We start from the raw sequence: 13,622 nt of genomic DNA, 5'->3' as shown, positions 1-13,622 counted from the left end.
TCTACCTCTTCTATAAATATTAAAATATCTATATGAAGTTAGTATATACAAAAAGTATTATTTATATAAATTTAATTATTTAATGTATATAGTTATAAATTTAGATACTAAAAGCCTATATTAAAGTTAATTCCTTTTTTACTAAAAAATTACATAATGAGTTTATATTATCTTCTAAAATATCAGCATTAAATTTTAATGGTATTATAGTTGATAATTTATAAAATAATATTTCATTGTTATTTGAATCTATTCCTTTGTTTATATCTATATCAATATTTAAATTATTTTTTTCAGAGAAGATAGAATAGTTGTCTTTATAAATTTTTATATTATATATATCACCTGAAAAAATTTTATACTTCATAATTAAATTAGTTTTAGTTATTTTATAATTTGTAGGAACTAATTTTAGTATTTGATTATTTATATCTAATATTAATGGATTTAAATTTTTAATAATAATATCTTGTATTTTAAGCATTTTAGAAAGATAATAAATATCTTCATAATTATGAAGTAATATATTGCTTTTAATAGTTTCATTTTGTGAAGCTTCAAACTCTTTATAAAGTTCTACACTTTCTTTTCCAGATATAGTATCATTTCTATCTATTCCAAGGTATTTTTCTATAGTTTTAAGTTTACAATCTAAAAGACATAGTTTTTCTTTATAAGGTTTAACGATTCTTAATATATCTATATCATCATCTTTATTTAAGTGAAAGTCTATGTTATGTTTTTTTAACCTAGAATTTAAAAAAGGTATATCAAAAGTAAATCCATTAAAGGTTATATGTTTTTCAAATGAATTTATATTATTTATAAATGCTAACAATAATTCTTTTTCTTCATTTTCATTTAAAGCAAAGAATTGTTTTATTATTGTTTTATTATTTTCATTATAAACAATTCCAATTAATATAACCTTACTAAATTTGGGACTAAGACCAGTTGTTTCTATATCAAATACAAAGTGATTTTTAGGGATATCTATAAAATCATCACATATATGCTTAATTATCTCCATAAAATTTCTCCTTTTTTAGATTCTATATTATAATAGTTTGGTAATATTATAAAATATTATATAAACATTATAAAGTAAGAAAATAATACTTCAAGGTGGTAATTATGATAAATATAGATACATTAAATGAAAATCAAAGGCAGGCAGTATGTCACTTAGATGGCCCTTGTATGGTTCTTGCAGGTCCTGGTTCAGGAAAGACAAGAGTTATTACTCATAGGATTGCAAATATGGTTGTAAATAACAATATAAAACCAACGAGCATACTTGCTATAAGCTTTACAAAAGCATCTTCTATAGAAATGAAAAATAGATCTATGGCTTTAAGTAAAGATTTAAAAATGAACAAAGTTACATATGGAACATTCCACTCAGTATTTTTTAGGATATTAAGACATTTTGAAAAATATAGCTTAGATAGTATATTAGACGAGAAGTCTAAAAGACTAGCAATAAAGGGAATTTTAAAAAGCTTAAATATTGAAAATGGAGAAGATGATGAAGTAATTGGGCAATTTATAAATGAAATTTCCTTTGTCAAAAACGAATTAATGGATAAAGTTGATTTTAATTCAGAAGTTATGAGTAAAGATGAGTTTATTAAAGCCTATAATTTATATGAGGAGCATAAGCATCAAGTGAAAAAAATAGATTTTGATGATATGCTACTTAGAACTTATTTTTTGCTTAAAAATAATATGAAAGCTTTAGAAACAGTAAGAAATGCATATAGATATATTTTAGTAGACGAATTTCAAGATATAAATAAAGTTCAATTTGAGGTATTAAAGTTAATAGCTAATCCTTTAAATAATATATTTGTTGTTGGAGATGAAGATCAAAGTATATATGGATTCAGAGGGGCAAGACCAGATTTTTTATTAGAATTTGAAGAATACTTTGAAGGAACTAAAAAGATTCTATTAGATATAAATTATAGATCTAAAGGTGAAATTATAGATATTGCAAATAGATTAATAGAAAAAAACTCAAATAGATATGAAAAAGTAATAAAATGTAGTCAAGGAAATGGAGGAAATATAAATTATATAGCTCCAAAAGACTCAGAAGAAGAAGCTGTTATTATTGGAAAAGAAATATTAGATGAGGTAAAAAAAGACTTTGTAGAGTACAGTGATTTTGCTGTTATATATAGAACTAATATACAATCGAGAGCTTTAGTGGATGTATTTATGGATATGAGGATACCTTTTGTAGTTAAAGATTCTATAGTTACTATATATGACCATTGGGCATCTCAGGATATACTTGCATATTTAAGATTAGGGCTTGATCCTAGTTCAACTAAAGATTGGGTTAGGATTATAAATAAGCCATTTAGATATATATCTAGAGATAGTATAAATAGTATAAAAGATGAGAAAGACTTTATAAATGCTTTAATAACTAAGTGCAACCTTCATCCAAAACAAGTAAAAACTATAAATGACTTAGATATTGATTTAAGTTACTTAAAAACATTAAGTCCTCAAAATGCAATTTCTTACATTAGGACAAGTTTAGAATATGATATATATATCTTAGATTATTGTTCAAATAGAAAGATTAAAACAAATGGATTAATTGAGATTTTAAACGAATTAGAAAGTTCTGCAAGTAATTTTAAAACGATAAAAGATTATTTAGATCATATAGATAGAGTGAAATCAGAAGTTGCAGATAATAAACACAAAGATCAAAGCGATGGTGTAATATTTACAACAATGCATAGTGCCAAAGGATTAGAATTTAAGAACGTATATATTATAGGAGTAAATGAGGGAACTATACCTCATGAAAAATCATATGATTTAGATGATGACGATAAAAAAGATAACCAAATTGAAGAAGAAAGAAGACTTATGTATGTTGCTATTACCAGAGCTGAAGAAAATTTATGTATAAGCTCACCACAAAATAAGTATGGAAAAAAAGTATCTGTATCAACTTTTATAGATGATATTAAAGCTCCTACTAAAGAAGAAATGGATAATATAAATATAGGTGACACAATATACCATAAGAAATTCAAAGAGGGAACTATAGTATCTAAAGATGGAGATTCTATTAGAGTTAAGTTTTCTGATGGAACAAGAATTTTAAATTATAGAGTATGTGTATTAAATAATGTTATACATATTTAAATATGTAAATATTTAATAATGAATACATTATTCATAAAATTAAAAAAATATATATAATTCAAAAAATAAAATTGACACTTAAGGCTTATAACACTACAATTGTATTAACAATTTCAAATAAGAAATCCTAAGAAAAAGAAAGTAACCTAAGTGGATTTTCAGCGAGCTAGGAATTGGTGTGAGCCTAGTATTGAAGTTTAGAGTGAAAAGAGCTTTGGAGGAGATTATCAGAAATTAATAGTATGATAATTGGATAGCCCGCCTTAAGGGTTTGAGAGGATAAGTTAAACTTATCAAAAAGAGTGGTAACGCGGATATAATTCGTCTCTTAGTCATTATGACTAAGAGGCTTTTTTATTTGTAAACATTATTTTGATATGAATGATTTATCAAAAAGAGTGGTAACGCGGATATAATTCGTCTCTTAGCTATTATAGCTAAGGGGCTTTTTTTATACTCAAATAAATTTTTTATTATAAATAGGGAGGAATTATTATGAAGATATTAAAGAAATTAATGGGTTTAGGTATAGTATTTACACTATCATTAGGAATGGCAGCATGTAGTTCATCAAATGAAAGTAAAGATGAAGCTAAGGATGAATTACAACAGATAAAAGATTCTGGGAAATTAGTATTAGCAACAAGTGCAGAGTATTCACCATATGAATTCCATAAAATGATAGATGGTAAAGATACCATAGTTGGCTTTGATGTTATGATAGCTAAAGAAATAGCCGATGAGATTGGCGTTGATTTAGAATTTATGGATATGGATTTTGATGGATTATTAGGAGCGTTAAATGCAGATAAGGCAGATATAGTATTAGCCTGTATGACACCTAATGAAGAAAGAGAAAAAAGCGTTGATTTTTCTAATTTATATTATGAAGATAAAAATGTAGTAATAGTAAAAAAAGGTGATGAAGATAAAATAAAATCTGATGAAGATTTAAAAAATATAAAGATTGGAGTTCAAAGAGGAAGTACTCAAGAAGCATTTGTAGTAGACGAATTAGGTTGTACAGACTATAAAAGTTTAGCTAAAACACCAGATTTAATGTTAGAACTTCAAAATGGAAATATAGATGCTATAGTAACTGGAAAGAATGTTGCTGCAATAAATATTGAAAACTATGATAATGTTGCAATAGGAAATAGTAATGTAGGAGAAGATTGTGAAGAAAGTGCAGCAGTAGCATTTAAGAAAAGTGATAAAAATGAATCTTTAATAGAATTAACTAACAATGTTATAAAGAAATTACAAGATGAAGGCAAAATAGATGAATATATGCAAGATGCTATAAAATTAGATGATGAACAATAAGGATTAATGATTTAGGAGGTGGGAACATGGATTTTAGTTTTTTAAGTAAATATGGAAGCTTATTTTTAGAAGGAACATCTGTAACAGTAATAATTTCACTAGTGGCATTATTATTTGGGTGTATTATAGGTATGTTAATTTGTTTAATGAAATTATCTACATTTAAGGTATTAAAAGCTGTAGCAATAACATATATAGAAATTTTAAGAGGAACACCTCTATTTGTTCAAATATATATAATTTACTTTGGGTTACCACAGGTTGGAATAGATTTTCCAAGTATATTAGGGATATCTAGTGATTTTATAGCAGGTGCATTTGCTTTATCAATAAACTCAGGAGCCTATGTGGCTGAAATATTAAGATCAGGAATACAATCAGTTGAAAAAGGTCAAATGGAAGCAAGTAGATCTTTGGGGTTAGGCTATGCAGCAACAATGAGATATGTAATAGTACCACAAGCTATAAAAAATATATTACCATCTTTAGCTAATGAATTTATAACTCTAGTGAAAGAGTCTGCAATAATATCAGTTATAGGTGTACGTGAGATAATGTTTACTTCATCAATAGTTAAGAATGCCACATATAAACCATTAGAGCCACTTATAGTAGCAGCTATTATATACTTTATATTAACGTTTACATTATCTAAGTTAGTAGGTAAATTTGAGAAAAAGCTAGCTAAAGCTAATGCATAGATTATAAAAAAAGGATAGTGATAATATGATTACAATAAAAAATTTAAAAAAATCATTTGGAGATGTACATGTATTGAAAGGTATAGATTTAAAAGTTGATAAGGGAGAGATAATGGCTATAGTAGGTCCTAGTGGTTCTGGCAAGAGTACATTGCTTAGATGTATGAATTTATTAGAAGAACCAACTGAGGGAGAAATAATATTTGAAGGAACTAATATAGCTGATAAAAAAGTTAATATAGATGAAATAAGACAAAAAATAGGAATGGTATTTCAAAACTTTAATTTGTTTCCTCATAAGACAATATTAGAAAATATCACTTTAGCACCAGTAATATTAAAGAAGATGAACCAGTCAGAGGCTAATAAGAAGGCAGAGTATTTATTAGATAGAGTTGGGCTTTTATATAAAAAAGATGCTTATCCAGCACAATTATCAGGAGGACAAAAACAAAGAATAGCTATAGCTAGAGCTCTAGCTATGGAGCCTGATATGATGTTATTTGATGAGCCAACTTCAGCTCTTGATCCTGAGATGGTAACAGAAGTTTTAGATGTTATAAAAGAATTAGCAGAAGATGGGATGACTATGGCTATAGTTACACATGAAATGGGATTTGCAAAGGAAGTTGCTGATAGAGTTATATTTGTGGATGGTGGCAAGATAATTGAAGATGATTGTCCAGAAAATGTATTTAATAACCCTACACATCAAAGAACACAAGAATTCTTAGCGAAAATATTAGCTTAGTAGTAAGAAGAGATAAAGATATTTTAGCTAAAAACTAATGGATTTTTTTTTATATTTTAAGTTGAATTATAAACCGGGGGGATATATTATATGAAATTAAAAAAATTAATTATATTTGGATTAAGTTTAGGAATGACATTATTTATGATTGGATGTAGCTCAAGTAGTGATGAAAATACATCAGAAAGTAATAAATTAGAAGAAATAAAAAATAGAGGTAAGTTAATTGTAGCAACTAGTGCAGATTATCCTCCGTATGAGTTTCATAAAATAATAGATGGAAAAGATACTATAGTTGGATTAGATGCTATGATAGCTAAAGATATAGCAGATGGAATAGGTGTAGAATTAGAATTTTTAGATATGGATTTTGATGGGGTACTTGGGGCAGTAAATGCAGATAAAGCGGATTTAGTTTTAGCTGGTATGACTGCTACAGATGAAAGAAAAGAAAGTGTAAATTTCTCAGAACCTTACTATCATGAGAAAAATAAAATAATAGTAAGAAAGGGAGATGAAGATATAGCTAAAACTGAAGATAATGTAAAAAATATGAAAATGGGTGTACAAAAAGGAAGTATTCAAGAAACTTTTATAGCTGAAACTTTAGGATCTATTAATTATAAAAGTTTAGCTAAGATACCTGATCTAATTTTAGAACTTCAAAATGGAAATATAGATGGAATACTTTGTAGTGAGAATGTAACCAATATAAATATAGATAGCTATGAAGGAATATCGGTAGCAAATTCCACAGTAGGAGAAGATATACATAAAGGTGCATCTGTAGCATTTAAGAAAGATGACAGCACAAAAGAACTTGTAGAAGTAGTAAATAAGATATTAAAAGGCCTTAATGAAAGTGGGACTATAGATAAATATATGGAGGGAGCTAGAAATTTAGCTAAAGAAGAGTAGTTTATAAATTTAATTAAACTAAAATTCCTTTATGGCAGTGATAGAAGTATAAAATCAGTGCATAAAGGAATTTTTTTATTAATAAAACAATTATTAAACTCTAGAGAATAAATCTTCTAATAAATTTATACTATCACCATAAAATGTTGTAAATTCTTCATTTTTACTATCAGCTATAGAAGCAACTGGTATAGAAAGTGACACATCGGACATTAGGCTGATACTGCTATTAGGATTTGAAGTTATGCAGATAATATCTCCTCCAAGGTCAGATAACTGTTCAATCTTTCTTATACATGAAAAGTTTTCTCCAGATTTTGATACTACTATTAATGTAGGAGAATGATCTCTTTCATACACTATAGGTATTTCTAAGCCATGTAATAATATAACATTGTATTTCTTTACTAAAAGCTTTCTGTGTATGTATCCAGTTACAAATTCACAAAAGCCCTCTCCATAAAGATAAATATACTTTTTCTTGTTTAAATATTTTTTTGATAGCTCATCAAGATCAGCTAAAGGGATTTTAGAACACCAGTTGAAATAATTTTCCTGTTCATTATTATTAGTTAAACTATCTGATGTCATTCTTTTTATATCAAAAATCAACTCATTATAACCACTGTATCCAAGTTTTTTTGAAAGTCTAATAATGGACGCTGTAGAAGTAAAGTTTGACTTAGCAAGTTGCCTTATACCTTCTTTTTTTACCTTATCTGGATTTGTAAATATGTATTCAAGTATTTTTGTTTCTGAATCTGATAAATTTTGATTCTTAAAGATTCTCCCAACATGAAATGTTTTGATCATATATATCCCCTTTTTTAAATTTTTACATTTAATATATAAATATTATATCATAAAGAATTTATATTTTGAAACATGTTACGCTATTGTACATATGTTACAAAAGTAGTTAGAAGTATATTAATGTAGTAAAAAAGGATATATAATTTAAATATATCAAAGAAAAGGGGGAGAATGATATCAAGAGACTAATTATTAACGCAGATGACTTTGGATATTCTAATGCTGTAAACTTAGGAATAATTAAGAGTCATATAAAAGGTGTTTTAACATCAACAACATTAATGGCAAATATGTCAGGTACAGAACATGCAATTGAACTATCTAAACAGACACCTACATTGGCAGTAGGGGTACATTTAACATTAACATGTGGTAAACCTATTTTAGGTAAAAATGTAAGATCGTTGATAAAAAATGATGGAAGTTTTCATAATTTAAGTGATTTTGAAAATGAAAGTATAGAAATTGATAAAAATGAACTTTATGATGAATGGAAATCTCAGATAGATAAATTATGCTCACTAGGGATTAAATTAAGTCATATTGATTCACATCATCATATACACACATTTAAACAAACATCTGAGGTAGTAAAAACACTTTCTAAAGAATATGATTTACCAGTTAGAAACTGTAATAGAGTAGTAAATGAGGATGATATAAATTTTTTAGATTTGTGCAATTATGAACCAATTAGAGATATGTCTAATAAGTATATGTCAGTTAGAGATAAGTGTTTTAAAATTATAGAGTCAAATATACTTAAAAATATAGAATTTAAAAAAAGTGAGGCGATGTGTCATCCTGCATTTATAGATAGCTGTTTATTGGAAGGTTCATCTTTCAACATTCCTAGAGCAAGAGAAGTAGATATTCTATGTGATCCATATATGAGAGAACTTATAGATAAGTATGATATAAATCTTTGCAATTATAATAATATATAAATTTAAAGGGGGATATTATTTTGGCTAATTCACTTAGATTAGTAAGTAATCAATTATCTAAATTAGGAAAAGCAATGCTAATTCCAGTTGTTGCTATGCCTGTTGCAGGTCTTTTATCTAGACTTGGGCAACCAGACTTATTAAACTTAGATATATTAAAGATAGCGTCAGACGTTATATTTGGAAACTTAGATTTATTGTTTGCAGTTGGATGTATACTAGCATATACAAAAAGTAAAGATAAATCATCTGCAGTTTTAGCAGGAGTACTATCAGTTATGGTATTTAGGCAAGCGCTTACATACTTAAATGAAAGTATTAGCATGGGGGTATTTGGAGGTATAGTATCAGGTATAAGTACAGCTGTTATATATAACTATAGTAAAGACTGGAAAGTTCCTAGTATGTTTTCTTTCTTTGCAGGTGAAAAATTAGCTATAACTTTAGGTCCAATATTTTCACTTGTTTTAGCTGGAGTTTTTAGCTTTATATGGCCTCCAATAGAAGCTGGATTAGATACTTTTGCAATAGGACTAGGATCTATGGGAATCTTTGGAGTATTCTTATTTGGATTTTTAAACAGAGCTTTAATACCAACAGGATTACATCATGTTTTTAATGCTTATATATTTTATGAGTTAGGTAGTTATACAACAGCCAATGGAACAGTAGTAACAGGTGAAATGACAAGATTTTTAGCAGGGGACCCAAGTGCAGGATCATTTTTAGTAATGTTTTACGTAATAATGGTATTTGGAATACCTGGTGTGGCTGCTGCAATGTATAAAACAGCACGCCCAGAAAATAAAGAAGAAGTAAAAGGATTAGCAAACAGTGGAGCCTTAACTTCAATAGTGGCAGGTGTAACAGAGCCGATTGAATTTTCATTCATGTTTACATCTCCACTTCTATACCTTATACATTCAGTATTTACAGGTTTGGCTGGAGCAGTATTATACATATTTAATTCAAGACTTGGTTTTGCATTTGGATTTAATATTATAGATTTAGTTTTAAACTGGAGTATGGGTAATAATGTAATTTATATTATACCCGTTGGTGTAGCATTTTTCTTCTTATATTACTTTACATTTAAAACAATCATTCTTAAAAAAGATATAAAAACTCCAGGAAGAAGTGAAGCTATATCTGAAGATATTGATGAAGAATCATTAAAACTATCACACTCAAATTATGGATATATGGCAAAAAAATTATTACAAAATGTTGGTGGAGCAGAAAATATAATAAATGCAGAAAATTGCGTAACAAGAATGCGTTTAGAAATAAAAGATATAAATTTAATAAATGAAAATAATATAAAAAATACAGGAGCAAAAGGTGTAGTAAAGGTAAGTAAAAATAATATACAAATCATAATAGGTACAGAAGTAGTTCATGTTATGAAGGCATTTAATGAACTATTAAGTGAATCAGTAAGTGAGGGAGTGAGATAATATGGGAAATAAAATTGTAATAGTAGGTGGAGGATCTACACATACACCAGGTATAGTGGAGGTACTTAGAAATAGATCAAAAGATTTAAAATTAGAAGAATTAGTACTATATGATACAAATGAAGAAAGAAACAATCTTATTGGAGAATTTACAAAAATTTATTATAGAGATAATAAATCAGATGTTAAAGTTTCTTACACTACAGATATAAGAGAAGCTTTTAAAGATGCTAATTTTTTATATGTTCAAATAAGACCGGGTCTTAATAATCAAAGAGAAATTGATGAAAAGATATGTTTAAAACATAATGTTGTAGGACAAGAAACATGTGGTTTAGGAGGATTCTCTTTTGCATTAAGAGTTATACCTGAAATTTTAAAAATAGTAGAGGTAGCTCAAGAAGTTTGTCCTGATGCTTGGATATTAAATTATACGAATCCAGAAGCAATAATTTCAGAAGCAATATATAAGAAATTCCCTAAGGCTAAGTGCTTATGCATATGTGATATGCCAATAAGCATAGAAGAAACATTAGCAGATTATTTGAATATTCCTTATAAGGATTTAACTTTTAAATACTTTGGTTTAAATCATTTTGGATGGTGGACTAATATTTATGATAAGAACGGAAATGATTTATTACCAGGAATAAGAGAAAAAGTACAATCAGGAGAACTAAAGGGATTAATTCAAACAAACGAAGAAATTATAGGCGATGACTATTGGACTAAGACATTTCAAAATGTAATTAAAGCATTTAAAATGTATCCTCAGTATTTCCCTAATTGTTATTTACAATATTATTATTTTGCAGATGAAATGGTTGAATCAGATAATATCGAATTTACGAGAGGGTCTTATGTATTAAGCACTAGAGAAATTACAGTATTTGAAGAGTGTAAAAAAGTTATAGAATTAGGTACAGCTAAAGATTCAAAATTATTAGGTGGAGTTCATGGAAATTATATAGTAGATATAACTAATGCTATAATACATGATACAAAAGAAAGATTTATAGTAAATATAAAAAATAATGGGGCAATTAATAACTTTAATAGTGATGCAGTAGTAGAAGTACCTTGCTACGTTGGAGCAACAGGAGCAGAACCTGTGACTGTTGGAAATATACCGACATTCCATAAGAGTATGATGGAAATGCAAAAAGGATATGAAAAGTTAACTGTTGAAACAGCACTTACTGGATCTTATGATACTGCTATGGAAGCTATTTTACTTAATAAGACAATACCTTCTTACAGAGTAGGAAAAGCTGTTTTAGATGATTTAATGAAAGCTAACAAAGATTATTGGCCTACATTTAAATAAATAAATTATTAATACATATAAACACTCAGATTCTTGTGAATAGGGGTGTTTATATGTATATATTATAAATATTTAGCATGATTAATAATTGAGGGAAGATTACTATTAAAAAGGAGACTATATTATGTTAAAAATTTTAAAACGAAGTTTAGTAAGCTTAATGACATTATTGACGATTGTATCAACTTTATTTACTTCATTAGTCTATGCAGAAGATCAACCACCTAATCCGACAACAAAAGATGGATATACACTAGATTTTTCAGATGAATTTGATGGTCCAGAGTTGGATAAGACAAAGTGGACAGATTACTATTTACCTAACTGGGCAGAAAATCCAGAAAATGCAAAAGCAAATTATAGATTTGAAGATGGTTCCTTAATAGAGTATATAACAGAAGATCAAAAACCATGGAGTCCTGAACATGATGGAAAAGTTCGTTCATCAGCTATAATGTCATTCGATAAAAATTGGATTCATAATTTTAGTGGTACAACTGAAAATCAAGATAGAGATCCTTGGATAGGATATGCTACTACTTATGGATACTTTGAAATTCGTGCAAAGTTTGCTGACTGTGGAGGTGGGGGTCATCAAGCTTGGTGGATGGTAGGAATGCAAAATGATACTGATGATTGGTTTAATTCAAAAGAAACTGGGGAAATAGATATTATAGAATCATTTTTTAGCAAACCGGATACTTGGAGGATTGCAGCATATGGATGGAATGATCCAAACTTTCAAACAAGTTGGATGATTTCTGAAGAATCTGTACCATCAGGAGATCCAACATCAGAATATCATATATATGCATTAGATTGGTCACCAGGAAGCTTAAAATTCTACTATGATAATGAACTATATAAAGTAATAGATCAATCTCCTAATTATCCTATGGGAACAATATTAAACATATATACAGATGCAGGTTCAGGAGAACATAATGATGTTTGGCCAAAACAATGGGCAATAGATTACTTCCGTGTTTGGAAAAAAGACGGAGGATATGAAGAACCTCTATATCATATAAAAAATAGAGAGACAGGAAAATATTTATACATAGAAGAAGATAAAAATGAAGTTTTATATGGAGATATTAATGAATTTGATACAAATGGGGTATGGAAAAAAGAAGCTGCGGGTGAATATGTTCGCTTAAAAAATGAAAAAACTGAAGAATATTTACATATAGAAAATCAGACAAGTTTTTTAGAACATGGTAAAGTACTTCCGACATATTATAGTGCTCAATGGAAAATGGAAAAAGAAGGTAATTACTTAAGGTTTAATAATAGATGGAAAAATAACATGTATATTCATACTGAGGATGAAAACGGTTTAGTTCAGTATGGGAATGTACCGAACAGTTATTGGAGCAGTCAATGGGAGCTAATCCCTGCAAATTTAGATATTAAATAGATATATTTATTGCAAAAGGATCTAGAACTTTCTAGGTTCTTTTGCAAAAGAGAAAGGGAATATGCTATGAAGATTTTAAATATATTGATATTTTGTATTATTATTTCAACTTTTGCAGGTTGCTCGGAGAATGGGAATATTACTAATGCAGATAGTAGTAGTTTACATAATATAAATTTAAATGAAGAAGAAAAAAAACAATTAGAAAGAGAAAGTCAAACACTATGGACTGTACTAGATAAAGATGGAAATGACAAAGAGATGCTACAAAGTAATAATGAGGATGTAAATAAGATAATAGATATTATAGAAAAACATTGCTTAACTGTAGATAATAGAGACTTTAAGGATTTAGATGTAGAAGACGAATATGATTTATATAGTTATAATTTTATTAAGAAATTAGAAAATGAAAATTATAAAGAATTAGTAAATAATATGTATAAAGATAATAAATTAGTATTGAATCATAAAAATTTAATATGGTATCGTAATTATTTTAATGAAGACATGACTACTTGTAAAGTAACTATTGAATCAGAATTTGTAATTGATAAGGCTAATAAAGATTATCTTGATAAAAATAAAATGAATTTAGACGAAGTTTATCAAGAGAAAAGAGTATATTATGTAGAAAAGTTAGAAAATGAATGGAAAATTGTTAATATAGAAAAAGGTGCTTTGACGAAAAGAAATCAGGCAGGATAAAGCAAAGTCCACTTTTACATAAATAGAAAATATTATGTGAAAGTGGACTTTAAATTTTATTATATTAAAAAATAATTTAT

The 13,622-nt window shown here is 27.5% G+C and carries 12 protein-coding genes and 1 other annotated feature; of the genes, 10 read left to right on the top strand and 2 right to left on the bottom strand.

Annotation, left to right across the window (positions count from 1 at the left end; all coding sequences use genetic code 11):
• Positions 1-115 precede the first annotated feature (115 nt).
• Positions 116-1,030, bottom strand: coding sequence for a ribonuclease H-like domain-containing protein (locus EIH23_RS05725; protein ID WP_122639267.1), 915 nt, complete (start codon positions 1,028-1,030; stop codon positions 116-118).
• Between the two features lie 104 nt (positions 1,031-1,134).
• On the opposite strand from EIH23_RS05725, the gene EIH23_RS05720 reads away from it, so the two are divergent.
• The 5 genes from EIH23_RS05720 to EIH23_RS05700 all read left to right on the top strand — a co-directional run bounded on the left by EIH23_RS05720 (position 1,135) and on the right by EIH23_RS05700 (position 6,870).
• The gene (locus EIH23_RS05720; RefSeq protein WP_122639266.1) at positions 1,135-3,174 is read left to right on the top strand and encodes an ATP-dependent helicase; all 2,040 of its coding nucleotides are present in this window, start codon (positions 1,135-1,137) and stop codon (positions 3,172-3,174) included.
• 120 nt (positions 3,175-3,294) lie between these two features.
• Positions 3,295-3,506 (top strand) — a binding site (T-box leader).
• 163 nt (positions 3,507-3,669) lie between these two features.
• A complete protein-coding gene (locus EIH23_RS05715) occupies positions 3,670-4,500 on the top strand; it encodes a transporter substrate-binding domain-containing protein (protein WP_122639265.1) in 831 nt (276 codons plus the stop codon).
• A 26-nt stretch (positions 4,501-4,526) separates the two neighbouring features.
• The gene (locus tag EIH23_RS05710) at positions 4,527-5,201 is read left to right on the top strand and encodes an amino acid ABC transporter permease (RefSeq protein ID WP_122639264.1); all 675 of its coding nucleotides are present in this window, start codon (positions 4,527-4,529) and stop codon (positions 5,199-5,201) included.
• Between the two features lie 25 nt (positions 5,202-5,226).
• Positions 5,227-5,952 carry an amino acid ABC transporter ATP-binding protein gene (locus EIH23_RS05705; protein ID WP_122639263.1) on the top strand — a complete coding sequence of 242 codons (726 nt, stop codon included), beginning with the start codon at positions 5,227-5,229 and terminating at the stop codon, positions 5,950-5,952.
• 90 nt (positions 5,953-6,042) lie between these two features.
• Positions 6,043-6,870: a transporter substrate-binding domain-containing protein gene (locus tag EIH23_RS05700; RefSeq protein ID WP_122639262.1), complete on the top strand. Its 828-nt coding sequence runs from the start codon at positions 6,043-6,045 to the stop codon at positions 6,868-6,870.
• A 93-nt stretch (positions 6,871-6,963) separates the two neighbouring features.
• On the opposite strand, the gene EIH23_RS05695 is transcribed toward EIH23_RS05700, so the two are convergent.
• Positions 6,964-7,683, bottom strand: coding sequence for a MurR/RpiR family transcriptional regulator (locus EIH23_RS05695; protein WP_122639261.1), 720 nt, complete (start codon positions 7,681-7,683; stop codon positions 6,964-6,966).
• 152 nt (positions 7,684-7,835) lie between these two features.
• Here EIH23_RS05695 and chbG point away from each other — a divergent pair, with 152 nt between their 5' ends.
• From chbG to EIH23_RS05670, 5 genes are all read left to right on the top strand, one after another.
• Complete coding sequence (chbG, locus tag EIH23_RS05690) at positions 7,836-8,630, top strand: chitin disaccharide deacetylase (RefSeq protein WP_330566183.1); 795 nt, start codon at positions 7,836-7,838, stop codon at positions 8,628-8,630.
• Positions 8,631-8,650: 20 nt separating this feature from the next.
• A complete protein-coding gene (locus EIH23_RS05685) occupies positions 8,651-10,087 on the top strand; it encodes a PTS transporter subunit EIIC (RefSeq protein WP_122639259.1) in 1,437 nt (478 codons plus the stop codon).
• Between the two features lies 1 nt (position 10,088).
• Positions 10,089-11,414 (top strand): family 4 glycosyl hydrolase, encoded by a 1,326-nt coding sequence (locus EIH23_RS05680; protein ID WP_122639258.1) that lies wholly within the window; start codon positions 10,089-10,091, stop codon positions 11,412-11,414.
• Between the two features lie 124 nt (positions 11,415-11,538).
• On the top strand, positions 11,539-12,834 hold the full coding sequence (locus tag EIH23_RS05675) for a glycoside hydrolase family 16 protein (RefSeq protein WP_243113330.1): 1,296 nt from the start codon (positions 11,539-11,541) through the stop codon (positions 12,832-12,834).
• A gap of 66 nt (positions 12,835-12,900) precedes the next feature.
• Entirely contained in the window at positions 12,901-13,542 is a 642-nt protein-coding gene (locus EIH23_RS05670; RefSeq protein WP_122639257.1) for a hypothetical protein, read from the top strand.
• Positions 13,543-13,622 lie beyond the last annotated feature (80 nt).

The organism is Romboutsia sp. Marseille-P6047 (assembly GCF_900604535.1).
Taxonomy (GTDB): Bacteria; Bacillota; Clostridia; order Peptostreptococcales; family Peptostreptococcaceae; genus Romboutsia_E.
This window is presented reverse-complemented; position numbering and strand designations above follow the sequence as displayed.

What these genes read in the sequence shown, in the direction of transcription:
- EIH23_RS05725 (WP_122639267.1), bottom strand. Translation starts at nt 1,030, where the DNA reads ATGGAGATAATTAAGCATATATGTGATGATTTTATAGATATCCCTAAA.
- EIH23_RS05720 (WP_122639266.1), top strand. Translation starts at nt 1,135, where the DNA reads ATGATAAATATAGATACATTAAATGAAAATCAAAGGCAGGCAGTATGT.
- EIH23_RS05715 (WP_122639265.1), top strand. Translation starts at nt 3,670, where the DNA reads ATGAAGATATTAAAGAAATTAATGGGTTTAGGTATAGTATTTACACTA.
- EIH23_RS05710 (WP_122639264.1), top strand. Translation starts at nt 4,527, where the DNA reads ATGGATTTTAGTTTTTTAAGTAAATATGGAAGCTTATTTTTAGAAGGA.
- EIH23_RS05705 (WP_122639263.1), top strand. Translation starts at nt 5,227, where the DNA reads ATGATTACAATAAAAAATTTAAAAAAATCATTTGGAGATGTACATGTA.
- EIH23_RS05700 (WP_122639262.1), top strand. Translation starts at nt 6,043, where the DNA reads ATGAAATTAAAAAAATTAATTATATTTGGATTAAGTTTAGGAATGACA.
- EIH23_RS05695 (WP_122639261.1), bottom strand. Translation starts at nt 7,683, where the DNA reads ATGATCAAAACATTTCATGTTGGGAGAATCTTTAAGAATCAAAATTTA.
- EIH23_RS05680 (WP_122639258.1), top strand. Translation starts at nt 10,089, where the DNA reads ATGGGAAATAAAATTGTAATAGTAGGTGGAGGATCTACACATACACCA.
- EIH23_RS05675 (WP_243113330.1), top strand. Translation starts at nt 11,539, where the DNA reads ATGTTAAAAATTTTAAAACGAAGTTTAGTAAGCTTAATGACATTATTG.
- EIH23_RS05670 (WP_122639257.1), top strand. Translation starts at nt 12,901, where the DNA reads ATGAAGATTTTAAATATATTGATATTTTGTATTATTATTTCAACTTTT.